28 protein-coding genes are annotated in these 24,799 nt (G+C 47.4%); all 28 read left to right on the forward strand.

Annotation, left to right across the window (positions count from 1 at the left end; genetic code table 11):
* The first annotated feature begins 4 nt into the window (after positions 1–4).
* The 28 genes from QP794_RS30070 to QP794_RS30205 all read left to right on the forward strand — a co-directional run bounded on the left by QP794_RS30070 (position 5) and on the right by QP794_RS30205 (position 24,778).
* Positions 5–733, forward strand: coding sequence for a demethylmenaquinone methyltransferase (locus QP794_RS30070; protein ID WP_024630666.1), 729 nt, complete (start codon positions 5–7; stop codon positions 731–733).
* On the forward strand, positions 726–1,592 hold the full coding sequence (locus tag QP794_RS30075; protein ID WP_024630665.1) for a UbiA-like polyprenyltransferase: 867 nt from the start codon (positions 726–728) through the stop codon (positions 1,590–1,592). Before QP794_RS30070 ends, QP794_RS30075 begins: the two co-directional genes overlap by 8 nt.
* A 2-nt stretch (positions 1,593–1,594) precedes the next feature.
* A complete protein-coding gene (locus tag QP794_RS30080) occupies positions 1,595–2,212 on the forward strand; it encodes a UbiX family flavin prenyltransferase (RefSeq protein ID WP_094938626.1) in 618 nt (205 codons plus the stop codon).
* A gap of 334 nt (positions 2,213–2,546) precedes the next feature.
* Positions 2,547–3,521, forward strand: a complete 975-nt coding sequence (locus tag QP794_RS30085) for a polyprenyl synthetase family protein (protein ID WP_024630662.1) — start codon at positions 2,547–2,549, stop codon at positions 3,519–3,521.
* A 192-nt stretch (positions 3,522–3,713) separates the two neighbouring features.
* Positions 3,714–4,157, forward strand: a complete 444-nt coding sequence (gene ndk, locus QP794_RS30090; RefSeq protein ID WP_024630661.1) for a nucleoside-diphosphate kinase — start codon at positions 3,714–3,716, stop codon at positions 4,155–4,157.
* Positions 4,158–4,181: 24 nt separating this feature from the next.
* Positions 4,182–4,976: a CheR family methyltransferase gene (locus tag QP794_RS30095; protein ID WP_285080422.1), complete on the forward strand. Its 795-nt coding sequence runs from the start codon at positions 4,182–4,184 to the stop codon at positions 4,974–4,976.
* A gap of 247 nt (positions 4,977–5,223) precedes the next feature.
* On the forward strand, positions 5,224–6,393 hold the full coding sequence (aroC, locus tag QP794_RS30100; protein WP_094938624.1) for a chorismate synthase: 1,170 nt from the start codon (positions 5,224–5,226) through the stop codon (positions 6,391–6,393).
* Position 6,394: 1 nt separating this feature from the next.
* Positions 6,395–7,489, forward strand: a complete 1,095-nt coding sequence (aroB, locus tag QP794_RS30105; protein WP_285080425.1) for a 3-dehydroquinate synthase — start codon at positions 6,395–6,397, stop codon at positions 7,487–7,489.
* A 4-nt stretch (positions 7,490–7,493) separates the two neighbouring features.
* Positions 7,494–7,871 (forward strand): chorismate mutase, encoded by a 378-nt coding sequence (gene aroH / locus QP794_RS30110; RefSeq protein ID WP_024630657.1) that lies wholly within the window; start codon positions 7,494–7,496, stop codon positions 7,869–7,871.
* 28 nt (positions 7,872–7,899) lie between these two features.
* Positions 7,900–8,052 carry a hypothetical protein gene (locus QP794_RS30115; RefSeq protein WP_285080426.1) on the forward strand — a complete coding sequence of 51 codons (153 nt, stop codon included), beginning with the start codon at positions 7,900–7,902 and terminating at the stop codon, positions 8,050–8,052.
* 326 nt (positions 8,053–8,378) lie between these two features.
* Positions 8,379–9,950 carry an anthranilate synthase component I gene (gene trpE, locus QP794_RS30120; protein ID WP_285080428.1) on the forward strand — a complete coding sequence of 524 codons (1,572 nt, stop codon included), beginning with the start codon at positions 8,379–8,381 and terminating at the stop codon, positions 9,948–9,950.
* A 35-nt stretch (positions 9,951–9,985) separates the two neighbouring features.
* Positions 9,986–11,059: an anthranilate phosphoribosyltransferase gene (gene trpD, locus QP794_RS30125; protein ID WP_285080537.1), complete on the forward strand. Its 1,074-nt coding sequence runs from the start codon at positions 9,986–9,988 to the stop codon at positions 11,057–11,059.
* Positions 11,049–11,840, forward strand: coding sequence for an indole-3-glycerol phosphate synthase TrpC (gene trpC, locus QP794_RS30130; protein WP_285080430.1), 792 nt, complete (start codon positions 11,049–11,051; stop codon positions 11,838–11,840). Before trpD ends, trpC begins: the two co-directional genes overlap by 11 nt.
* Entirely contained in the window at positions 11,837–12,574 is a 738-nt protein-coding gene (locus tag QP794_RS30135; protein WP_285080431.1) for a phosphoribosylanthranilate isomerase, read from the forward strand. Before trpC ends, QP794_RS30135 begins: the two co-directional genes overlap by 4 nt.
* Positions 12,571–13,770 (forward strand): tryptophan synthase subunit beta, encoded by a 1,200-nt coding sequence (gene trpB / locus QP794_RS30140; RefSeq protein ID WP_285080433.1) that lies wholly within the window; start codon positions 12,571–12,573, stop codon positions 13,768–13,770. Before QP794_RS30135 ends, trpB begins: the two co-directional genes overlap by 4 nt.
* Positions 13,767–14,573 (forward strand): tryptophan synthase subunit alpha, encoded by an 807-nt coding sequence (trpA, locus tag QP794_RS30145; RefSeq protein ID WP_024630651.1) that lies wholly within the window; start codon positions 13,767–13,769, stop codon positions 14,571–14,573. Before trpB ends, trpA begins: the two co-directional genes overlap by 4 nt.
* An 86-nt stretch (positions 14,574–14,659) precedes the next feature.
* Positions 14,660–15,760, forward strand: a complete 1,101-nt coding sequence (hisC, locus tag QP794_RS30150) for a histidinol-phosphate transaminase (RefSeq protein ID WP_285080437.1) — start codon at positions 14,660–14,662, stop codon at positions 15,758–15,760.
* Between the two features lie 27 nt (positions 15,761–15,787).
* Positions 15,788–16,882 (forward strand): prephenate dehydrogenase, encoded by a 1,095-nt coding sequence (locus QP794_RS30155; protein ID WP_285080440.1) that lies wholly within the window; start codon positions 15,788–15,790, stop codon positions 16,880–16,882.
* Between the two features lie 778 nt (positions 16,883–17,660).
* Positions 17,661–18,254, forward strand: coding sequence for an RNA polymerase sigma factor (locus tag QP794_RS30160; protein ID WP_053780698.1), 594 nt, complete (start codon positions 17,661–17,663; stop codon positions 18,252–18,254).
* Positions 18,251–18,886, forward strand: coding sequence for an anti-sigma factor family protein (locus tag QP794_RS30165; RefSeq protein WP_079349405.1), 636 nt, complete (start codon positions 18,251–18,253; stop codon positions 18,884–18,886). The genes QP794_RS30160 and QP794_RS30165 overlap by 4 nt, the downstream gene beginning before the upstream one ends.
* Before the next feature lie 40 nt (positions 18,887–18,926).
* On the forward strand, positions 18,927–19,526 hold the full coding sequence (locus QP794_RS30170) for a histidine phosphatase family protein (protein ID WP_285080443.1): 600 nt from the start codon (positions 18,927–18,929) through the stop codon (positions 19,524–19,526).
* Positions 19,527–19,993: 467 nt separating this feature from the next.
* The gene (locus QP794_RS30175; RefSeq protein ID WP_024630645.1) at positions 19,994–21,112 is read left to right on the forward strand and encodes a hypothetical protein; all 1,119 of its coding nucleotides are present in this window, start codon (positions 19,994–19,996) and stop codon (positions 21,110–21,112) included.
* 44 nt (positions 21,113–21,156) lie between these two features.
* Complete coding sequence (locus QP794_RS30180) at positions 21,157–21,663, forward strand: gamma carbonic anhydrase family protein (RefSeq protein WP_079349403.1); 507 nt, start codon at positions 21,157–21,159, stop codon at positions 21,661–21,663.
* Between the two features lie 23 nt (positions 21,664–21,686).
* Entirely contained in the window at positions 21,687–21,866 is a 180-nt protein-coding gene (locus tag QP794_RS30185; RefSeq protein ID WP_024630643.1) for an IDEAL domain-containing protein, read from the forward strand.
* Positions 21,867–22,029: 163 nt separating this feature from the next.
* The gene (locus QP794_RS30190) at positions 22,030–22,452 is read left to right on the forward strand and encodes a DUF2487 family protein (protein WP_285080446.1); all 423 of its coding nucleotides are present in this window, start codon (positions 22,030–22,032) and stop codon (positions 22,450–22,452) included.
* A 193-nt stretch (positions 22,453–22,645) separates the two neighbouring features.
* Positions 22,646–23,188: a QcrA and Rieske domain-containing protein gene (locus tag QP794_RS30195; protein WP_079349401.1), complete on the forward strand. Its 543-nt coding sequence runs from the start codon at positions 22,646–22,648 to the stop codon at positions 23,186–23,188.
* 15 nt (positions 23,189–23,203) lie between these two features.
* Positions 23,204–23,875 (forward strand): menaquinol-cytochrome c reductase cytochrome b subunit, encoded by a 672-nt coding sequence (qcrB, locus tag QP794_RS30200; protein WP_017687726.1) that lies wholly within the window; start codon positions 23,204–23,206, stop codon positions 23,873–23,875.
* 21 nt (positions 23,876–23,896) lie between these two features.
* Positions 23,897–24,778 (forward strand): menaquinol-cytochrome c reductase cytochrome b/c subunit, encoded by an 882-nt coding sequence (locus tag QP794_RS30205; protein ID WP_285080454.1) that lies wholly within the window; start codon positions 23,897–23,899, stop codon positions 24,776–24,778.
* The last annotated feature ends 21 nt before the right edge of the window (positions 24,779–24,799 follow it).

Raw genomic sequence — 24,799 nt, forward strand, 5'->3', positions numbered from 1 at the left:
ACGAATGGGGAGCGGAGAGACCAAACCGAAAGAAGAATTTGTCCATTCGGTTTTTCAGAGTATAGCTGGGAAATATGATGTCATGAATGACATTTTGAGTTTCCGCAGGCACAAAGCTTGGCGTAAATTCACCATGAAGAAGATGAATATGTCCAAAGGCGATACCGGGCTCGATTTGTGCTGCGGCACTTGTGACTGGACGCTCGCGATGGCAGAAGCAAGTGAAACGGGTCACATGCACGGACTCGATTTCAGCAGCAATATGCTGGAGGTTGGACAAACCAAGGTTAACGCTGTAAATCGACAAAAACAAATCACGCTGGTACAGGGCAATGCGATGTCACTTCCTTTTGAAGACAATTCATTTGATTATGTCACCATTGGATTTGGACTGCGTAATGTACCGGATCTAAGACAGGTTCTGTCGGAGATGAAGCGTGTAGTGAAACCGGGCGGCATGGTGGTGTGTCTGGAATTGTCCAAACCAACATGGCAACCGTTTAAAGGCATTTATTATTTTTATTTTGAACAAGTGTTACCGAACCTTGCCAAATTGTTTGCCAAACGTTACGAGCAGTATAAATGGCTGCCTGACTCACTGGCACTTTTTCCAGGAAGGAAGGAACTGGCCGACATTTTCGCAGAAACCGGATTGCAGCAAGTGCAGGCCTATCCTCTAACCGGAGGCATCGCGGCACTGCATATTGGAACCAAGGAGAATCAGCATGTTTAGGAAAATTCGCATCTTTTTAGAAATGATCAAGATTGAACATACGCTTTTTGCTTTACCTTTTGCATTTATGGGAGCCATCCTCGGTTCCATGGTAGTAAATGATACATTCCCGACCTGGATGCAGATTGTATGGGTACTACTGGCCATGATTGGTGCACGGAGCGCAGCTTTTGGCTTGAACCGTATGATTGACCAGGCGATAGACAAGAAAAATCCACGTACCGCGATGAGAGCAATTCCGGCTGGTTTGTTGAAAAACGGTGAGGTTGTAATCTTTATCGTATTGTCATTTGTACTCTTGTTCTGGGCCTCATCCAACCTTAATGTGTTATCCATGCAGCTGTTGCCAATAGCTGTATTTATGCTGGTATTATATTCATATACCAAACGTTTCACTTGGCTATGCCACATCGTTCTTGGGATGACTATCGGTCTGGCTCCGCTGGGCGGTTGGGTAGCTGTAACGGGTACGATGGATTGGACAGCAGTTGTGCTGTACGTTACGATTGTGTTCTGGACTGCTGGCTTTGATATCATCTATGCATGTCAGGATCTGGAGTTTGATCAGGGAGAGGGCCTTCATTCTATACCTTCCCGTTTCGGTCTTAACAAATCATTGCAGATTGCCAAGGTTTTTCACGTGATTACAGCGGTTGGTTTTCTAGCATTGTTACTGATGACAGATCTGAGCTGGTGGTATGGTGCAGGGATGCTGATTACTTATGGTATTCTTTTCTATGAGCACTATATCGTATCACCAAATGACATGAGCCGAGTACAAACTGCGTTCTTCACGATGAACAGTGTGCTGAGCCTAGTTGTATTTACGTTTACTTTAATTGATCTGGCGGTGAAATAAAGATGCAGCAACCGGACAATAAACGACTTGTTGTCGGAATTACCGGGGCCAGTGGAAGTATATATGGCATCAGATTAATAGAAACGCTGCTTGACCTAGAATACACCGTGCATTTGGTCATATCCAATGCTGGCTGGCGTGTATTGAAAGAAGAAATGGACTGGGATGTTACGAACCGGGACCGTGTACTGGAAGAAAAATTCAGCGGTCGGGCGGGTTCCCTGATCTATCATCCCGTTAGTGATATTGGTGCCTCCATCGCAAGTGGTTCTTTCCTGGCCGAAGGCATGATTATCATGCCATGCTCCATGGGTACTCTTTCATCCATCGCACAAGGGACGTCGGACAATCTGATGTCCCGGGCTGCCGATGTCATGATGAAAGAGGGAAGAACACTGATTCTGGTGCCGCGCGAGACGCCGCTGCATGCAATCCATCTGGAGAATATGCTGAAGCTCTCCAGGCTCGGTGTCCGAATGATACCGGCCATGCCCGCTTTTTATTACAAACCCCAGACGATGGACGAGTTGATTCTATTCCTGGTGGGTAAAGTGCTCGATAGCCTGCGCATCCCACATCAACTGTTTACAAGGTGGGGAGAACCGGATGAACGGGGATAGGTGGAGTTCCTTACACATTGATCTGCTGATGAAGTGTAGGGATTTCTTGACCATCCCTGAATCCCGGGGTATTGGTGAGCGCTGATGGTGATGTTTGGATGTGACCACAGCCTTGACCCATGCTCCGGCAGCTTCTGTAATTATGTTTCAGAACAAGTCGCAGAGTTTAATTCCCGGATGTCGTCCTTGACATTCAAAGAAAGCAGCACGTCTTAGAAGAATACAAGCAGGAAAGGCAAGCCCTGGTTTTTCGTTATGCCTGCAGGCCCGACTTGCTGGAGGGGAAGGTAAGCATGGATTTATGGACTGACAATACGCTGACACGGGTGAACGAATGAAACTATTGGATATTTTCGGGTTGTTAAAAAAAGACATGGACTACATTGAAAAAGAGCTCTATCGCAGTGTTCAGGGAGAACAGAAGCTGCTGAGCGAAACGTCACTTCACCTGCTAAAGGCAGGAGGTAAGCGGTTGCGGCCGGTATTTGTGTTACTCGGTGGGAAATTCGGTACATACGACATTGAACGTCTGAAGCTTGTAGCGGTTCCCTTGGAACTGATTCATTCGGCTTCTCTGGTTCACGATGATGTTATTGACAATGCCGCGACACGGCGAGGTAAACCAACCGTGAAGTCCAAATGGGATAATCGGATTGCCATGTACACCGGAGATTATATTTACGGCAAGGCACTTGAAATGACTGCGGGTCTGTCCGATCCGGCGATACACCGTATTCTGGCCAAAGCGATGGTGCAGATGTCCATCGGTGAGATGGAACAAATTCGTGACTTTTTCAATACAGGACAAAGTGTACGTAACTATCTCTTGCGAATTCGTCGCAAAACGGCTCTTCTAATTGCAGTGAGTTGCCAGTTGGGGGCTTTGGCTACACGTGCACCGGAACATGAATCTTCGTTGCTGTACACCTACGGTTACAATGTGGGTATGGCGTTCCAGATTCAGGACGATGTACTTGATCTGGTTGGTACCGAGAAACAACTGGGCAAGCCTCCAGGCAGTGATATGAAGCAGGGGAATATTACGCTGCCTGTCCTGTATGCATTGCAGGAGACCAATTTGCGTGAACCTTTGTTGGAGGAGATAACCCGCATCCAACACGAGGAGGGACGGGCGAGTGCATCGGATGCAATAGGAATGATTCGCCAAAGTCAAGGAATTGCTAAAGCAGAAGCCCTGGCTGACCGATATATGAAGAAAGCGCTCGATGCTCTGGATCAACTGCCTAACATCAAGACCACCAAAAACCTGCGGGATATCGCTCATTTTGTGGTCAAACGTACGCATTAATATGTTTGATCACACTCTAATATGGACGGGGCATCTTTTATGAATGAAGAAGGTCCTTGTGTATATGTTCTCACTAAAAATTAACGTTCGTGTGATATTCCTCATTGGGAGGATTTGGACATGTATGTTACAATCAAAGAGATTACGTTTACATAATGAAATAACTTTGAACCGTGAGTGAGGAGTGAGCCGATGGATCGTACATTTTTGATGGTGAAGCCGGATGGTGTGCAGCGTGGTTTGATAGGGCGTATCGTTAGCCGTCTGGAAGACAAAGGATTTAAGTTGGTGGCAGGCAAGCTGGTGCAGATGTCTGAAGATCAGGCCAAACGCCATTATGCTGAACATGAGGGGAAACCGTTCTTCGATGATTTGGTTCGTTTTATCACATCTGGACCTGTATTTGCTATGGTGTGGGAAGGCGACGACATCGTGGCGCTTGCGCGCATCGTCATCGGGAAAACCAATGTGAAGGAAGCGGCTCCGGGTACGATTCGCGGAGATTTCGCCAGCCACACACCGCATAATCTGATTCATGGGGCAGATTCACCGGAAAGTGCCTCTCGTGAAGCAGCAAACTTCTTTGCTCCGGATGAGCTGGTAACGTACGACAAGAGCATCGCAGCCTGGTTGTAATTTTTTAGCCAGAAGGGTGATACGATGCTGGAGCAGGAACAATTACTAGACCCGGATTATTCCGGATTTATTCGGAAAATTAAAGAGAGCACAGGCATTGATCTTGCTCAATACAAGGAAGGCCAGATGAAAAGAAGGCTGACCACACTTCGTAACAAAAACGGATTTCATACGTTTTCTAACTTTTTTGATGCCATGCAGAAGGACAAGTCCCTGTTCTTTGAGTTTCTGGATCGGATGACCATTAACGTCTCGGAATTTTGGCGTAACCCGAATCGATGGGAGGTGCTGCGTGATGAAATCCTGCCCGATTTGCTGGGTTCTAAACGCGGTGTTAAAGTGTGGAGTGCCGCTTGTTCCACAGGCGAAGAACCATACACTTTGGCGATGATCCTGGATACGATGGGCATTCTCAAGGGAAGCTCCATTACGGCAAGTGACCTGGATGAAGGTGCTCTCGCCAAAGCTAAGGAAGGGCGTTATATGGAACGCTCGCTCAAAGATGTACCGAAGGATACGGCTAACCGTTACTTCAAGCAGGATGGCTTGGTGTATCGTATTGATGAACAATTGAAAAGCTCGGTCAAATTCATGAAGCAAAATCTGTTGTTGGATCGTTTTGACGAGGGGTATGATCTGATTGTGTGCCGAAATGTCATGATCTATTTTACCGAGGAAGCCAAAAACCTGTTGTATCACAAGTTTGCAACCAGTTTGCGTCCAGGTGGTATTTTGTTCGTAGGCAGTACGGAACAGATTTTTTCCCCTGGACAATATGGCCTCGAGACAGCAGAAACATTCTTTTATCGCAAAAAATAAGTTCAATTGATTTCATAACCGTCTGGTGCGCACATGTATATGTGTCCAGACGGTTATTTTCATAATGGATGAATGGATATTTCTCTGACACGTCGGAATCTCAATCAATCCCCAATCGAGTCCAATCCATTTTAGGACAACAAACGACTGGCTTTCTTGTCAAAGCCGGTCAGCTATACTATAATAAGCAAAGAAATTATGGGATTTTAGCAATGTGAAGTTTAACAGTTTAAAGGGGGAACGTATTATGAGTTTACGCTATTTAACCGCAGGGGAGACGCACGGACCCCAATTAACCGCAATTATTGAAGGCTTGCCAAGCAATCTGAATATTGACTTTGAAGAGCTGAATTTTCAGCTTCACCGCCGCCAAAAAGGCTATGGTCGTGGACGTCGCATGCAAATTGAGAAGGATCAAGCCAATTTCGTTGGTGGTATCCGTCACGGATATACAACGGGTGCTCCCGTAGCCCTGGTTGTACAAAATAATGACTGGAAACACTGGCAGAATATTATGAATATTGAGCCGATTGAAGGCAGTGACGAAGAGAAACGCCGCGTTCATCGTCCGCGTCCAGGCCATGCCGATCTGAATGGCGGACTCAAATATAACCTGAAAGATTTGCGTAATGTACTGGAACGTTCCAGTGCCCGTGAAACGACGGTGCGTGTAGCTTGTGGTGCTATTGCACGTCAATTCCTGGCTGAATTCGGAATCAAAGTCGCTGGACGTGTATTGCGTATCGGAGAAATTGAAGCTCCTTATCAAGATCTGCCGATCGATGAACTGATCGCAGTGACAGAAGCCTCCTCCGTACGTGTGACCGATGCAGAAACCGAGAAGAAGATGGAAGCCTACATCGACCAGATCAAGCAGGAAGGTGACTCCATCGGTGGAATCGTGGAATGTATCGTTGAGGGTGTGCCTGTAGGTCTCGGGAGCCACGTACAATATGACCGCAAACTGGATGCACGAATTGCACAGGGTGTCATGTCCATTAACGCATTCAAGGGTGTGGAAATTGGAATCGGGTTCGAAGCCGGAACGATTCGTGGTTCTCAGGTGCATGATGAGATCGTTCATAGTGAAGAGCGTGGTTACCACCGAGCTACCAACCGTCTGGGCGGATTCGAGGGTGGAATGACGAACGGCATGCCTGTCGTAGTGCGTGGGGTTATGAAACCTATTCCTACGTTGTACAAACCGCTTCAAAGTGTGGATATCGATACCAAAGAAGCATTTACAGCTCAGGTTGAGCGTTCTGATGCATGTGCTGTTCCGGCAGCTAGTGTCGTTATGGAGCATGTAGTAGCCTGGGAAATTGCAAAAGCTTTCCTTGAGAAATTTGGCGGAGACTCCATGGAGGAAATCCGCGCGAACTTTGCCAACTACAATAATCAACTGGAGAATTACTAAGATGCGCCAGCTGACAGTGCAGTTGGAGGAGCGCTCTTATCCAATTCTGATTGGCAGCGGCCTGTTGGCTCAAGCGCCTCAATATTTTGAGCAATATGGCTTAACCAAAAAAAGCCCGCTACTCATTATTACTGATGAGCATGTAGCCCCCAAATACTTGACCGATCTGGAGCAAACGCTGCGTACGGCTGGTTTTACAGTCGTCTCCGCAGTTGTTCCATCTGGTGAAACATCGAAATCCCTTTCGGTATATCAGGATATGATGACTATCGCCATTGAAGGCAAACTGGATCGTAGCTCGGCTATTGTTGCTCTAGGCGGCGGTGTAGTGGGGGATCTGGCTGGCTTTGTCGCAGCTACATATATGCGTGGAATCAAGTTTGTACAAGTGCCTACGACGATCCTCGCGCATGACAGCAGTGTTGGCGGCAAGGTGGCTGTCAATCATCCGCTGGCTAAAAATATGATCGGTGCATTCCATCAGCCAGAGCTGGTGCTCTATGATGTGGATACGCTCCAATCTTTGCCGCCCCGCGATGTCTCGGCTGGTTTGTCAGAGATGCTGAAGCATGGACTGATTCGGGACGAAGCTTTTGCATATTGGTGTGAGGAGCATGCAGAGGATCTGCTCGCTCTTGATCCTGAAGCTCTGGAATATGGTTTGGAACGTGGCTGTAGTATCAAGGCAGAGATTGTATCTCGAGACGAACGTGAGAATGGTGAACGTGCATTGTTAAACCTGGGTCATACCATTGGTCATGCCATTGAAGCGATTGCCGGTTACGGCGAATTCCTGCATGGTGAAGCCATCTCGATTGGTATGGCGGGCTCCGCATTGCTTGGCGAGAAATTGGGAGCCCCAGCAGGGCTATATGACGATACGGTTCGTATGCTGCGTTCACTGCGGCTACCGGTGACGATGCCCGAACATCTGGATACGGATGCATTAATGGATGCGATGATGCACGACAAAAAGTTTCGTGAGGGTCATATGGTCTTCATTATTCCTGACCGGATCGGCGCTGCCAGAATTGTGAAGGATGTACCGGTAACAGCAGTGCGTGAGGTCATTGAATTACTTAAGAAGGGAGATTAAAAGCATGGTTACTCGGGGAATTCGCGGGGCCACAACGGTCACGCATAACAACGAAGAGCATATTTTGAAAGAAACGGCTGTACTATTGCAGGAAATCGTGGATCGTAACGAGATCACACCCGAAGATATTTGCAGTGTGTGGATTACGATGACTGGAGATCTGGATGCAGCTTTCCCGGCAAAGGCCATTCGACAGTTGGATGGCTGGGAGCTTGTTCCCTTGATGTGTGCGCTGGAAGTTCCAGTTGAAGGTGCCTTGCCACAGTGCATTCGTTTTATGGTACACGTTAATACAGCAAAAGGTCAGAATGAAATCAACCATGTGTATCTAAACGGTGCACAGTCTCTACGGCCTGATTTGGCTGCACCTTCCAATTCGTAAGATTAGAATGGTTGTCAAACCATTCGGAATGTTGTATAGTGAGAACCAGTTGAGTAGAGAAGAGATTGAGCTGAGAGCAGCTGAGCTGAGTGGAGTATATAGCAGAGTCCAGCGGGTGGTAACCGGAGCAACAGAAGCCGGTCAACTGACTCGCGGTACGTCGTGCTACGGGATTATTTGATACAGGATGAAGGAAAGCAAGCGTGTCTAGCGACATCGTTTTGTTTTGGTATAACACGACCGATATCCTCATGGTTTTATGAAAGAATGAATGCCATGGATGAGATTCGTGTATGCCGATACATTTCCTTTGTATTTGATGGATGTATGATGCATCTATACAACAACCTGTGTGATAATTCGGTAAGGATGTATGTATAGGGACGTGTTATTTATGAAGCAACAACTTGTTGAAACAGCTTATAACCAAACCTCTACCTGATGGTAGAGGTTTTTTTGTTGTATATATTACTTTTTCTTCTACCTAATCTGAAAGGACGTGATCTAATGATAACGCCAAACGTTAATCAAGTACTGAAAATGTCGAATGAATATAATCTGATTCCGGTAGTCAAACGGATTCTGGCAGACATGGAGACCCCGATTCGGATTTTTCGCCGTTATGCTGACAACGACCGGGCATTTCTGCTGGAAAGTGTGGAGGGTGGTATTCAATGGGCGAGATATTCCTTCATCGGTACAGATCCGTTCCTGATGATCTCGGCCAAAAAAGGCCGGATTGTGGTAGAAGAAGCGGGACAGATTCGAGAGCTTCCAGGCAAACCGATTGAAGAACTCAAAGCGCTGCTGCGTAAGTATCGCAGTCCGAAGGATGATGAACTCCCGCCATTTACAGGTGGGGCGATTGGTTTCTTTGGATACGATCTGCTGCAATATTATGAAAAGCTCCCGGCCCACGCGCTGGATGATCTGAAAATGGATGATATTCGATTCATGTTCTGTGACCAGATTATCGTGTTTGACCATGTGAAGCAGCAGATGCTACTCGTGGGCAATGTGCACGTGAAAGACGGTGCAACGGATGATGATATCCGCCAAGCGTATGCTTTAACTTCTGAGAAGCTGGAACAAGCCGCTGAACGCTTGCAGCAGCAAGGACCTGGGGAGAACCTGAACCCGCGTTCCATTCCAGGAGACGTGGATCTGGGGGATATTCGATCCAATCTGACGAAGGAACAGTTTATCGGGAATGTAGAGCAGGCCAAAGAGTACATTCGGGCAGGAGATATTTTTCAAGTGGTATTATCCCAGCGTTTCCATATTGATACCGAAGTTTCTCCGCTGCACGTATATCGCGTACTTCGGACGTTGAATCCATCACCCTACATGTATTATCTGAAAATGGACGATGAGATTATTGTTGGGACATCACCGGAAGCGTTGGTAAAAGTGGATGGAAACCGCGTAGAGACACGACCAATTGCGGGGACTCGCCCAAGAGGAGCTACGGAAGCAGAAGATCGTGCCTTGGCCGCAGATCTATTGCAGGATGAGAAGGAACGTGCAGAACATCTGATGCTTGTCGATTTGGGACGTAATGATCTGGGACGTGTATCTACCTTCGGAAGTGTGAAATGTGACATGTTCATGGAAATTGAACGATATTCTCACGTCATGCACATGGTGTCTAACGTTACAGGTGAGCTTAGAGATGACAAGGATTTCTTTGATGCATTTCTTTCATGCTTGCCAGCGGGGACGGTATCCGGTGCGCCGAAGCTGCGTGCGATGGAGATCATCGCAGAACTGGAAAAAGAAGCACGGGGTGCTTACGCAGGTGCTATCGGTTATCTTGGTTTCTCGGGAAACATGGACTCTTGTATTACGATCCGAACGATTATTTTCAAAAAAGGAAAAGCGTATGTGCAGGCTGGAGCTGGAATCGTATGGGATTCGGTGCCTGAGAATGAATATGAAGAAACCGTAAATAAAGCCAAAGCGTTGCTGAAGGCGATTCGTACAGCAGAAGCGATGTTTCCAGCCAAAGAGAAGGATCACACGTTGAAACTTGCCAACGCCGATTATTTTGTTACCCCAGCCACGGCTGCACAAAACTGAGAGAGGAGAGACCGGAAATGAATATGAACCCAGTCATGAATGAAGAATCCGAGCGATTCGCAACTGAAGTTAGTCATGCGGAAGCCATGAAGAATGGCCTTGCCAAAATTTTGGAGGGCAGCCATCTGGAGCAAGCGGAAGCACGCGATTTGATGTACTCCATCATGAGAGGTGAAGCCACTCCGGCTCAAATCGGAGGTTTGCTTATGGGCTTGCGGATGAAGGGGGAAACGGTGGATGAAATCACGGGTTTTGCCGAAGCCATGCGTGGGCAGGGCGGAAGGATTCTGACTGACGGCAATGGACTGCTGGACACCTGTGGAACAGGGGGTTCGGGTATTCATAAGTTCAACATTTCAACGGCATCGGCTATCATTGCTTCTGCAGTGTCTGTCCGGGTCGCGAAGCATGGCAATCGCTCTGCCTCAGGTAAGGCAGGCAGTGCGGATGTACTTGAAGCATTGGGCGTGAATATTCATCTGGACGGAGAGCAGGCGAGACAATGTCTCGATGAGATCGGAATCTGTTTCTGTTTTGCTCAGGTGTATCATCCTTCCATGAAACATGCAGCTGCACCAAGAAAAGAGCTGGGTGTACGTACAATCTTTAATATGCTTGGACCGTTAACTAACCCTGCGGGAGCGGATCGACAATTGCTTGGTTTATATGACCGTAGCCGGACACCGATGATTGCAGAAGTGCTGAATCGTCTGGGACTGAAAAGAGCTTTGGTCGTAGCCAGCCATGATGGTTTGGATGAAATCAGCATCTCCGCACCGACCCAGGTATCCGAGCTGCGTAATGGTGAAGTGCATACGTATGACATTGATCCACGTGATATGGGATTATCGTTACATCCACTGGAATCGGTTCTTGGAGGAGATGCGGCTCAGAATGCCGAAATTATTAAAAGGATCTTCCAGGGAGAACGAAGCGCATACCGCGATGTCGTGCTGTTAAATGCCGGGGCATGCATCTATGTATCCGGTCTAGCAAATACCATTGCAGAAGGTGTGTTGATGGCGACAGAAGCTGTAGACTCTGGCAAGGCTACCAAGAAGTTGGAACAGTTAATTCATACAACGGAGGCGTACAGTCATGTATCTTGATCGAATCGTAGCAACCAAACATAAAGAAGTTGAAGTTCTCGCACAAACATTTCAGATGGACGATGCACTGAAAAAGATAGAGGCATTACCTCATACGCGTGGATTCGAGCGTGCCTTATCAGAGAGACGTAACCGTAAGCTGGGGTTGATTGCCGAAGTGAAGAAGGCATCTCCGTCCAAAGGACTGATTCGTCCTGATTTCCATCCGGTAGAGATTGCTTCTGCATATGAACGGGCTGGAGCGGATTGTATATCGGTATTGACTGACGTTTCTTATTTCCAGGGAAATAGCGAATATTTGCAGGCCATTCATCAGGCTGTGAACATCCCGCTGCTGCGTAAGGATTTTATTATAGATGAACGACAGATTGCCGAGGCAAGGCTGCTTGGCGCGGATGCCGTTTTGCTGATTGCGAGTATTCTGACACCGGAACAGATGCGTCAATATCTGACGTTTGCCAAAAGTTTGGGGCTTGATGCCTTAATTGAAGTTCATGACCGTTCCGAACTGGAGCAAGTACTCGATATTCCGCAGGCAACACTTGTAGGTATCAACAACCGCAATCTGAAAACGTTCGAAACCAGTCTGAACACTACGCTGGATTTGATGGACCTGATACCGGATGGTGTGACATTAATCAGCGAAAGTGGAATTGACGGCCCTCAGCCATTGGAATCTCTTATTGAGGCAGGTGTACACGGTATTCTTGTTGGGGAGCATCTGATGCGTAAGGACGATGTTGAGGCTGCGGTATACGAACTGATGGGACCAAAAGCATGAATGCATTCAATCATGACGGCGCAAGCAGCAGAGAGGTAGATCTGAGAAACCGGCCGGCAGCGGCTGTAAAAATATGTGGACTTCAGGACGTTGAAGTGCTAAAATCGATGATAAACTTGCCTGTGGATTACATTGGTGTTGTCTTTGCCCCATCCCGTCGTCGTATTACACCTGAACAGGGTGCCGAGCTAAGAATGGTTCTCTTGGACTGGACGAAGTTCGATCGGCCGAAGCTGGCAGGTGTTTTCGTGAATCCCACGCTCGAAGAGCTGGAGAGCATCATGAAGATTTCACTCCTGGATGTCATTCAGCTCCATGGACAGGAATCGCCGGAATTTTGTGAACAGGTGAAGAAACGCTTCGGGACCGAAGTGTTCAAGGCCTTCTCTTTTCCCAAGGATGAAACAGGTTCATTAGCTGACGATACTGCCTTGATGGCACTTGATCCATATAAAAATGTGGTGGACGCCATATTGCTCGATACGTTTGATCCTCTCTACGGTGGGGGCTCCGGTAAAACCTTTGCATGGGAACGAATTCCTTTCTATGCCGAATGGGCAAGAAAACATGGAATCGCGTTGTTCGTGGCAGGAGGGTTACAGCCAGATAATGTGCAACAACTGATACAGACATATGCACCGGACGGCGTCGATGTATCCAGCGGCGTAGAGTCCGAAGGTGTGAAAGACATTGCGAAAATAACAGCATTTGTAGAAAGGGTGAAGCAGGCATGACACATCAATTGCCGGATCAACACGGGCGTTTCGGTCCCTTCGGAGGCCGCTTTGTACCTGAGACACTAATGAACGCTCTGATCGAACTGGAGGAAGCGTACAGCCACTTCTCCGAAGACGAGGAATTCAATAAGGAACTGAATTATCTGTTAAGCGAGTATTCTGGACGGGAAACGCCTCTATACCATGCAGAGCAACTGTCCCGCCGCTTGGGTGGACCCAAAATTTATCTGAAACGTGAAGACCTGAACCATACAGGAGCGCACAAGATCAATAACGCTATTGGACAGGGATTGCTGGCTAAACGGATGGGGAAAAAGAAAGTCATTGCCGAAACCGGTGCAGGTCAGCATGGCGTCGCCACGGCAACAGTTGCTGCTTTGCTGGGTCTTGAATGCAAAGTGTTTATGGGCGAAGAAGATACACAACGACAACAATTGAACGTATTTCGCATGAAGCTGCTAGGAGCAGAAGTCATTCCGGTGACATCTGGTACACGGACATTGAAAGATGCAGGTAACGAGGCGCTGCGCTACTGGGTTAGTCATGTGGAGGATACCTTTTACGTGCTTGGATCGGTAGTAGGCCCTCATCCGTATCCAATGATGGTGCGTAACTTCCAGCGAGTGATTGGTGATGAGACACGTCGTCAGATTCAGGAGATTGAAGGACGGCTGCCGGATGTGATTGTTGCAGCTGTAGGCGGCGGAAGTAATGCCATCGGCATGTTCTATCCGTTTATTGGCGATCAGGATGTGAAGCTTATTGGGGTTGAAGCAGCAGGTAAAGGGGTGGACACCGAGTTCCATGCGGCTACGATGAGTAAGGGGACACATGGTGTATTCCAGGGTTCAATGAGTTATCTGCTGCAAGATGAATATGGACAGGTTCAGCCAGCCCATTCCATTTCGGCGGGACTTGATTATCCGGGTGTTGGTCCTGAGCATTCCTATCTCAAGGATATCGAACGGGCAAAATATGTCCCGATTACGGATCAGGAGGCATTGGATGCTCTGCAGTTGCTAAGCCGAACAGAAGGCATTATCCCCGCCTTGGAGTCAGCCCATGCTGTTGCGCAGGTCGTCAAGCTTGCGCCTGAACTCAGCGCTGATGATATCGTTGTGATCTGTCTTTCCGGTCGTGGTGACAAAGACGTTGAATCGATTATGAAATATACAGGAGGGGACTTGGCATGAACCTGATGGACCAGACCTTCCGGCAACTGAAAGAACAGAACCGTACAGCACTTATTCCATTCCTTACGGTTGGAGATCCGGATGTGGATACGACGGTGGAAATCATTAAGGAATTGGAACAGGCCGGGGCGGACATTTTGGAACTCGGAGTCCCCTATTCTGATCCGCTCGCGGATGGACCAGTAATCCAGCGTGCTTCCGAGCGTGCATTGAAAAGTCAGATCACGATTCGGACTTGTATGGAAACCGCAGCAAGAGCTCGTGCCGCGGGTGTGAAACTACCTTTTGTGCTGTTTACCTACTATAATCCGGTATTGCAGACAGGACTGGATGTGTTTTTTGACGAGTTGGTCAAACATGAGATCAGCGGCATGATCATCCCGGATCTTCCGATTGAGGAAGCAGAGGATATGCGACGCCGTGCGGATGCTGCAGGTGTGCATCTGGTTCCGCTCGTAGCCCCTACGTCCAACGCAAGAATCGAGCGTATTGTCACGGGAGCACGTGGTTTTATCTATTGTGTCTCTTCTCTGGGTGTTACGGGAGAGAGAGCTTCCTTTTTCGATGGGGTAGAGAGCTTCATTGAAACTGTAAAGAGTCTGACAGATCTTCCGGTCGCTGTTGGCTTCGGCATTTCCAGTCACGAGCAGGTAGCGCGTTTCTCCCGGATTTGTGACGGCGTTGTTGTAGGCAGTGCTATCGTTCGTCAGGTGGAGGAAGCCATCCCTCTTCTTGGAAACCCGGATACTCGTCAGGCAGGACTGTTGCAAATTCGCAACTTTGTGGCACAATTAAAAGGATAGGGATTAAATGATGTTACATCCCTGGGGCATGCTCAGTTCATACTGATGCATGTCCATAACTATTTTAAAAACAGGAGGCGGTCGGGTTGAAACCAAAGTCCCAGATTGTCAATCTGCCTGTATATAAACCGGGCAAACCGATTGAAGAAGTGAAACGTGAACTGGGTTTGGAGCAAGTGATCAAGCTGGCCTCCAACGAAAACCCATATGGAAGCTCTCCTGCCGCACTTGAAGCGATCACCAGAGAATTGGTCAATGTAAGCATATATCCGGATGGCAGTTCTACCGAACTGACTGAAGTGCTGGCAAATCATCTCGGTGTGGAGCCGAGTAATCTGATTTTTGGTTGTGGATCGGATGAAATCATTGCGCTGATCACTCGTGCATTTTTCCTCCCGGGAGATGAGAACATCATGGCTGACCAGACGTTCTCTGTATACAAAAGCAATGCTGATATCGAAGGTGCTGTGAGCATTGAAGTACCCCTTAAAGATGGAACTCATGATCTGACTGCCATGCTAGCACAAATCAATGACAAGACCAAAGCGGTCTGGGTTTGTAACCCCAATAATCCAACGGGTACAATCATCTCTGAGCAGGAATTGACTGCATTTATGGACCGTGTACCATCCCATGTTATGGTTGTGCTGGATGAAGCCTATTATGAGTTTGTAACGGATGAGGCGTACCCACAAAGTGTCTCTATGATTGAGCGTTATCCTAACCTGGTCATTTTGCGGACATTCTCCAAAATCTATGGCCTGGCTTCACTGCGTATTGGATACGGTATTGCACGCCCGGAAGTGATCGATCTGATCAACCGTGTGCGTGAACCGTTCAACACATCACGTTTCGGTCAGGCTGCGGCGAAGGCTGCGCTTGAGGATCAGGCTTTTGTCCAAGTGTGCGCGGAAAAAAATGCGATAGAGCGTGATTACCTGCAGAATGAATTCACGCGGCTAGAGCTGCCGTTCTTCCCTTCGCAGGGGAACTTCATCATGGTTGATCTGGACATGCCTTCTGCAACGGCGTTCCAGTCGCTGTTGAAACAAGGCATCATTGTTCGTCCTGGATTCCATGTATATCCAACATACATTCGTGTGTCCGTTGGTACAACAGAACAGAACCGTGCTTTTGTCACGGCACTGGAGAACACGCTGGCTGAGAAGGCGGTAGCACGCCTTTAAATCTGGCGATGAAAAGAGTGAGGACCCATGAAATTAAAAATTGCAATGATCGGTGTAGGGCTCATCGGCGGATCACTGGCGCTTTGCTTCAAAGACAAGCCTGGTGTTACGGTGATGGGCTACGCTCACCTGCCTGAACTGAAGGACAAGTACATAGCGAGTGGGGTAGTGGATGATGCTACGCTCTCTCTGGAGGAAGCGGTGCAGGATGCCGACTTTATTTTTTTGTGCGTACCTGTTGGGCTGCTTGAATCCTATTTTGAACAATTGGTTAAGCTTCCTCTGAAACAAGGATGTATTATTACGGATGTGGGAAGCACCAAAGCGTCCATCGCAGCCTGTGCTGAGCATGTCCGCATGCATGATGCATACTTTATTGGCGGTCATCCAATGGCTGGATCTGAGCGTGCAGGGGTGGATGCAGCCTCGGCTGTGTTATTCGAGAATGCATACTATGTCTTGACCCCTTCAGAACATGTACCTGAGGAAGCATACGACAGGTTATCTGACCTACTTGCGTATACCCGTGCCCAAATTGTCCGTGTAGAGCCGCTGCTTCATGATGACATTGTGGGAGCGATTAGTCATTTGCCACATGTTATTGCAGTTGCGCTGGTGAACCAGGTGCGTGAATATAATGAATCGAACCCTTTGTACAAAATGCTGGCTGCAGGCGGTTTCCGGGATATCACTCGGATTGCCTCCAGTGACGCCATTGTCTGGAGAGATATCCTGCTGAGCAACCGTGAGGTGCTGCTGGGCTTGCTTAAGGACTGGAATAGCCAGATGACGGCTTTCACCGAAATGCTGGAGCAACAGAATGGTGAGGGCATTGAGGATGCGTTCCGTCAGGCACGTGAGTTCCGTAGTGTGCTGCCAGAACGACGGAAAGGCATGATATCGTCGTTGTTTGATCTTTATACGGATGTGCAGGATGCGCCGGGGATGATCGGCAAGATTGCCACCGAGCTTGGGGCGAATGATATTAACTTAAGCAACATGGAGATTATTGAGAACCGAGTCGATGTGCCGGGTATTATGCGTTTGTCGTTCAGGCAGGAAGAAGAAATGGAACGTGCCAAAACGTTGCTGGATTCCCTGGGATATCAAGTGTGGGTTTAGGCTTTTGAAAGGGGGCGAAAGCCCTCTTTTTTTATGTTGAAAACTAACTGTTACAGGACATGTTCTAAAAAAGGGCAAAAAAAAGACCGCTTACATAAGCGGCCATTGCTCACGTGGAGCAATACAGTTATTGGATAGGAGTGGAGAGAAACCATACTGTACTTTTATTATATGTATACGTTTTCATTTTGTCAACACTTTGAGTAAAATTGTTTAAAGTAATTATAACATTCGTAAATTAAGGAAATATAATCCTTGCATAAAGGGGTATAAAACTTAGAGAATGCTTGGTGAAGTGAAGTGAAGTGAAGTGAAGTGAAGTGAAGTGAAGTGAAGTGAAGTGAAGTGAAGTGAAGTGAAGTTGATTGGTACATTTTAAAAAAAATGTTATAACGAAATTCTTTTGAAATTTTAAATTTATTTCGTTTTCACTTAAACTTTTTTGGGTCTTCGTTCGTCCAATATAAGAGTGGCTTCACAAAAGGGATCAAATTGAAGTCATGGACGAGAAAATGGCTGCATAATAATGACTGGTCGGGCTTCAATGGATGCCATGGATTTGCCAGGATGATGCAGGCCGTTGTACAATAAACACTGTTAATGTAGAAACGTTGGGGAAATTGCCATTACATAGGGGAATTTGGCGGGAAGGCCTGTTATGGCGCTGAACGCTGTTTTATGCGGTGAAAACCGCAACTTTTTTGTGCCTGTTCGGTAATACATGGATAGAGTCGAACGGGGAGAAGCACATGGATGGGCGAGGAGGGGTCGCACTCAAATGACGGATTCCCAGTTGATTCGAGAGATCAAGGAAGGTAACCTGGAGTTATATTCCGAGCTGATGAGTCGTTATCAGCGTAAAATACTGGCTTTCGTATATCATATGTTGAAAAGTTCTAATATGGAGCTGCTTGCGGAAGATCTCTGTTCTGAGACTTTCTATAAGGCGTTCCGCAGTCTGCACTCATTCCGAGAGGTGGATGCCTCGTTCTCAACCTGGTTATATACCATTGCGAGAAATACGGTACTGAGTGAGCTTCGCAAACAGCGTAGTGGGAGTGTTCCACTGGAAGAGAGCGGTATTGTACCTGTTGCTCCTTCTGAGAATGCGCCAGAGCATGCTGTATTGCGCAGTGAGCGGGTGATGCTGGTTAGGGATGCCATTAACAATTTACCGGAGAAGCAGCGTTCTGCCATTATACTCCGTGAGTATGATCAACTAGACTACCAGGAGATTGCAAATATTCTTGGGCAGAGCGTCAGTTCTGTGAAATCGTTATTGTTCAGAGCAAGGTCAAGCGTAAAAACTCAATTGGAACCTTATTTCTTCGAACCGGTCTACGAGCCATATGAAGGGATGAAGAACCGATGAATTGCAATGAAGCCCAGGAACTGTTTGCACTGGTCTGGGACTTGCCGGAAGCTCATCCTCAGCGGATTGCATTTCATGCTCATCTCGCTGGTTGTGAAGATTGCTCGCAGCAATTTGAGGTTTGGGAAGAAGCTCAAATTCTGCTGCACAGCATACCGGTCCCAGTGACAGAACAACAGGCAGAGAAAGTGAACCGTAATGTTATGGAACGGATCTATGCGGAGTCTCCATGGCTATTGCCGGAAGAGGCAAAGGTTAATCGTTTCTCTGCTGTGATCCGCAAGCATATGTCTTTGTGGATTGCTGCGTTCCTGGCAATTTTCTTATGCAGCTTTTTGTACATGGCGATGTTTAAGCCAGACGTAACAGAAGCTGAGCAGACCAGCGTGGTCTCTACGGGTATATTGGAGACAGGGGTAGCGGGCAGTGAGCCCTCTTCCTCCGGATTGTACAAGTACAACATGACGGGAGCAGACAGAGGAAGTATTATTGAGCCCTTCGTTGTGAGCATGGGCCCAGCGTATCCTCAATACTGGATGGGGTTGTCGTTGCTTGCAATAGGTATGGCTTTGTTCTCTCTTGGACGTATGCATCGTACAACGAACAAACGCAAACAAGGTGCACGTGCTTAGGTAAAGCTTTCGTTCACCGTATAGAGAAATGAGGGATGAGATGCGAATTGGGCTTATTCGTCACGGTCTAACAGACTGGAATGCAGCGGGACGTATTCAGGGACAAACAGACATACCTCTGAATACGGAAGGTCGTGAGCAAGCTGAGCGTCTGGGTAGACGTTTGCTTACCGAAGAGTACCGCTGGGACCACATCATTACAAGCGGGCTTTCCAGGGCTCAGGAGACGGGAGAGATTATCTCCGGGCTATTGAATGTTCCTTTGCTGGAGCCGGATGCACGCTTGAAGGAGCGGGCGTTTGGTCAAATTGAAGGTCTGACCTCCGAAGAGCGTGTTGCTCGCTGGGGCGCTTCCTGGGAGACGCTGGATTTAGGCCAGGAACAGATTGCTGAAATTCAGACGCGTGCTTTGGGCTTTCTGGAGGATTTGTGGGAGACGTATCAGAACAAAAATGTGCTGATTGTCTCTCATGGCGCCTTCCTTGCGAATCTGCTGTCAGCTTTGTTTAAAGACCGCTATACGGAACGAATTGGAAACCTGTCGCTTACGATCCTGGAAAAGGAACGTGAAGATTGGAGTCCATTGCTTTATAACTGTACACGACACCTTTCATTGGATCTGGCAAAACAACCTGAGTGATCGACGCTCAGGTTGTTTTTTTGCGTTTTAGCAATGTGTAACTGCATTCTATAGAGATTGAAATAATCATTAACACGAGAACGGAGAGGACAGAAATAACCTGAGGAAGCGGAGCTAAAAGCTTTCTGAAAGAAAACTGCATCGTAAGCATACGCTTCGCCTTTATCCTCGGATTTTCCCCTTTGAAAAAAGGGAATCCAAAAAATCTGGGAACAACAGTGATCAGAAGGTTGTTCTGTCATTGGAGTGGCAAGTGTACCTATTCTTTAGTTCAATTTCTATATGATTTTGAACCTCTCATTCTTCTTCTGAGCAGGCAACTTCGGGCATAGTATGGTTAAAACATAAAAGATTTGCAAAAAAGAGGTTTAGATCATAGGAATTCCGTCAACGATGTTTACAAAACCAAACTACTCCAGGCCCCGAAGCATCAGCCAAAAAGTAGTCAAGGGCGAGGCGATGGACCCATGAATCTAGCGGATATGCTTACTTTTGCCGATATCGGCCAGCTTAATCGAATAGCAGACTATTACCAGTGCGAGTGTAAGCCCAATTCCAAACATGAACTCATCCAGAGTATTCTCACTACATTGGGCAGCAGACCTTTTTTTGAGCAGCAGGTTCGCGAACTAAATCAGGTAGATCTGCGATTTTTGAACAACTTGCTGTTTGACGCCCGCCAATACTTCGGTATGGAGGAACTTGTCGCCATTGCTCGTCAGTCGATGGATAAAAAAGATAGCGAGGCTGGAGCCAGCCCACGTGATCTTATCGTACGCTTCACGAAGAGTGGATGGTTGTTCAATGGTACAACCCAACAGACCAGATACCTGTATCAGGTGCCCAAGGATCTGCAAATGAGATTTAGGGATGTGTTAGCCACGCACCTGAAGGCAGGCATTGCACAAACGAGCGAGCCTCCCGTTTACAGGGATGAATACCATCTGCTTGCTGATGATCTCAAACTGTTCCTGCAATTCGTCCAGCAGCATGAAATAGCATTAAACGCAGAAGGTATGATGTACCGTCGTTCTCAGCAGCAGATTATGGAGCATTTGCATGTGAGTGAGGCGCTGGTGGGTAAAGCCGGATGGAGATTCGGTTATGGGCGTTCTTTCAAAGACTACCCCGACCGATTTGCGTTCATCTATGACTACGCCTTTCATCATCGTCTGGTCCGCGAGGAACAGGGAATGCTGAAATTGTCAGCTTCCGGTGAAGACAAGCTGGGGGCGGAGAAAACAGCCGAGATGATACAGCTATTTAGGTTTTGGTTAAGACTTTATAAAGGTGCTATTCCGAATCTGTCCTCCATAGTGTACTGGACAGGGGAATGTGCAGCCGGCTGGTCCACAGCAGAGTCTTTGTTCCGCCAGATTGGTCCCTACATTCAGCCGTTCTATTACGACACTGCAGAGACGATTTATGACAACAGGATCCTCAAAATGATGCTGCATCTAGGCATGCTTCGCATTGGGGAACATGCAGAGGGGCGAACAGTACAAATGACAGCTTGGGGTTCACGCCTCGCGTCATCCTGTCGTTCGCTGTCCGGGGATATTACACCCGTTATGTTTGACAAGTGAAGGACAAGTTGCTAAAATCACTCCCAAATTAAGGAGTGATACTTATGATAATTCCATACAAAGGTATGCAACCACGGTTACACCCTTCGGTATATATGGCTGAAGGAGCCAAACTTATTGGTGATCTGACACTGGGTGAAGAATCTACGATCTGGTTCAATGCTGTGCTGCGCGCTGATCTGGCACCCATCGTGATTGGACGACGATGTAATATACAGGATAATGCTGTTGGACATGTCAACATGAATCAGCCTTTGATTTTGGACGACGATGTGTCTGTAGGGCATTCTGCGATTATCCATGGATGTCGTATTGGAACAGGTTCGCTGATTGGTATGGGCGCTATCCTTCTCAATGGAGCCGAAATTGGTGAATATACGCTGATCGGGGCCGGTTCTGTTGTTACTGAAAATACCAAAATTCCGCCCTATACCCTTGCTTTGGGCACACCTGCCAAAGTGATACGTGAGTTGACTGATGCAGATCTTGAGCGGATGTCGAGGACTACACTAGGTTATGTTGCCAAAGGAAAGGAGTATAGGAGCTCTTAAATCCGTTTTGGAGGTGCATCCTATTGGATAAAATGAAAGTTACGTATGAAGTCATGTTGGGGCTGGCTGCTGAGATGGTGTGGGACGACGCGCTTCGTAAACAGCGCAGCGAGAAGCTGTATATGGAAATCGATAAGGCATTAGCTACCGGAGACGAAGTAGCTTTCCGGAATCTGACGGATGAACTGAAGGCCATAAACTGATGAGCAAATCCAAATAAAATTAAACACAGGAAATGCGTGAAAAACGCATTTCTTTTTTGTGTTCACTATAATTTATACACGGGTAAAGGATGAATCTCTGGATTTATAATATAAGCTCATATATAATATGGGAATAAAATGGATAGAGAGGGGAATTAGGGAATTGAAATTCAGTGAGATGACTCAAGACAGCTGGGCGGAACTGCAACTCTATCTGGATACATGCCTTATTCCATACACAGCCCTGACGGGAAAGCAGTCTCCGGTTGAAGCAACCGAGGCGTTGGAGCGGCTTAGAGATTTTTTGGATCTGGTGGAGATTCCTTTTAAAGGACGTATTATGACTTACCCTGCATTCCATTATGCTGGTCCGGATATGTCAATGGCATTAAATACCTTATCCGAACAACTCAAATCTTCAGGTTTCAAATATGTGGTTATAATGTCATCTGATGGTGTGTTGGAACAGAGCCAAATAACTTCAGCAGATCTGGCATTAAGCCGTTCCATTTTATCCCAAGAGGTAGGAGAAGAGGGGATTGCGCGTTTTGTTGGGGAGAAAATCCGTGAGTTATGGAAAAGATGACCTTCATGTGACAAATGTGACAATTTACCAACATTTTTTTAATAACGCTTACAAATGAACCTTAAAAATGTGTGACAAATTCTTGACGGTGTTCTAGGGCTACTATATGATTATGTATGTTCTAGTAAGTCGTGGAATTTCTGATAATGAAAACGATTGAGAGAGTTGGCTGAAAAAGGGGGTTGGAGACAGTATGAGCAGTGAGCATGACCAGCACGAAGCTTCGATGAAATTGCCAAGCCGCATGGAAATGTCACGCAGGCAGTTTTTGACGTACACGCTTGGTGGAGCTACAGCCTACATGGCCGCCGGTGCAATACTCCCCATGGTCCGTTTTGCGGTGGACCCGATTTTGCAGCACAAGGGAGAAGGCACCTCTGTCAAAGTAGCGGAAATCAGCAAAATTACGAATGAACCTCAAGAATTTACGTTTGAACTGAAACAGCAAGATGGTTGGTATTTGAGCAATGCTTCGTTAATCGCCTGGATCAGGAAAGATGAACAGGGCAAAATCTATGCGCTTTCACCCATTTGTAAACATTTGGGCTGCACCGTAGGTTGGAATAGTGATAAGCAATTTCCCGACGAATATCATTGTCCATGTCATGGTGCGCATTATACCAAAGAAGGCAAGAATCTTGCCGTAGCCCCGAAGCCGCTGGATGAGTATGTGGTTAAGGAGGATCAGGGTTGGGTTTATCTGGGCGACATTATTCCGAACACCCGAGTCAAATAGGAGGCGTGAACGCAGATGTTTAAAAATGTCTATGACTGGATTGACGAGCGTCTCGATATCACGCCAATCTGGAGGGACGTTGCGGATCATGAAGTTCCAGAGCACGTAAACCCGGCTCATCACTTTTCCGCATTCGTGTACTGCTTTGGTGGATTGACGTTCTTTATCACTGTTATTCAGATTTTGTCAGGGATGTTCCTGACCATGTATTATGTGCCTGATATTATTAATGCTTACGCCAGTGTCGAGTATTTGCAGACCAAAGTAGCCTTTGGCCAAATTGTACGCGGAATGCACCATTGGGGAGCCAGTCTGGTTATCGTTATGATGTTCTTACATACGATGCGTGTGTTCTTTACCGGCTCTTACAAAGCACCGCGCGAGATGAACTGGGTTGTCGGCATGCTGATCTTTTTTGTCATGCTGGGTCTCGGGCTTACAGGGTACCTGTTGCCATGGGATAACAAAGCCTACTTTGCAACCAAGGTTACCCTGGAGATTGCGAATACGGTTCCTTGGCTGGGGCCGATCATTAAGGAATTCCTGCAAGGCGGAACCATTGTAGGTGCACAGACGTTAACACGGTTCTTTGCCCTGCACGTCTTCTTCCTTCCGGCTGTGCTTCTGGTGCTTCTGGTCGGTCACTTTATTATGATCCGCAGACAGGGCATTTCGGGACCACTATAATCTGAGAAGGGAGGAATCGACATGGCTCACGGACACAAGTCAGATGACCAGGAAAAGATTATCTTCGTCGGGGACTCACGCGTCCGTAAAGGAGCGGGGTTTATAACTCCACCGGATTACACGGCGTATCCCGGCAAATCAGAGGCTTTTATTCCTAACTTCTTGCTGAAAGAATGGATGGTTGGTGTCGTTGTACTGGTTGGTATTTTGGTACTAACGATTTCGGAGCCTGCACCACTGGGCTATCCGGCCAATCCAAGTGCATCAGTTATCCCGATGCCGGACTGGTATTTCCTGTTTCTGTATCAGTATTTGAAATACCCATATGCCTCAGGGGATTATGTCCTGTTGGGGGTACTTGGAGTCAGTGGAGTCGCTTTCGGTGCTCTGCTGCTCGCCCCGTTTCTGGATACAGGCAAGGAGAGACGGTTCTACAAACGTCCGATTGCATCATCGCTGATGATTTTGTCAGTGATGGCCGTATTCTACCTGACCAATGTTGCGTGGACACACTACGAGCATGAGTTGGAAGCAAGCGGTAAGAAGCCGGAACATATTCAGCGTGAGGAAGAAGCGCTGGAGAAACATCTGCAGGGTCTGCCTACCTCCAATGCGCCAGGTCAAAAAGAAGAAGTGGCGATCGTCGAGAAGGATGACCCTGCAATGGATACCTTCAAAAAGGCCGGGTGTATCGGATGTCATGCCGCTGATTTGAAGGGAGCAGGTGGACCTTCTCTACGTGGTGTGGGTGACAAACACAGCCAGGAAGAAATCCTGACGATTATCAAAGAAGGATATAACAGCATGCCTGCTCAGTACGACAACGCCATTGCCCAAGGGTTGACGGATGATGACATCAATCACCTGGCGGAATGGCTTGCGAAACAGAAGGCAGAACAGTAAAATCGAAATAAGCAGTGAAAC

The sequence above is a fragment of the Paenibacillus sp. UMB7766-LJ446 genome (assembly GCF_030226665.1).
GTDB classification, from domain to species: domain Bacteria; phylum Bacillota; class Bacilli; order Paenibacillales; family Paenibacillaceae; genus Paenibacillus; species Paenibacillus vandeheii.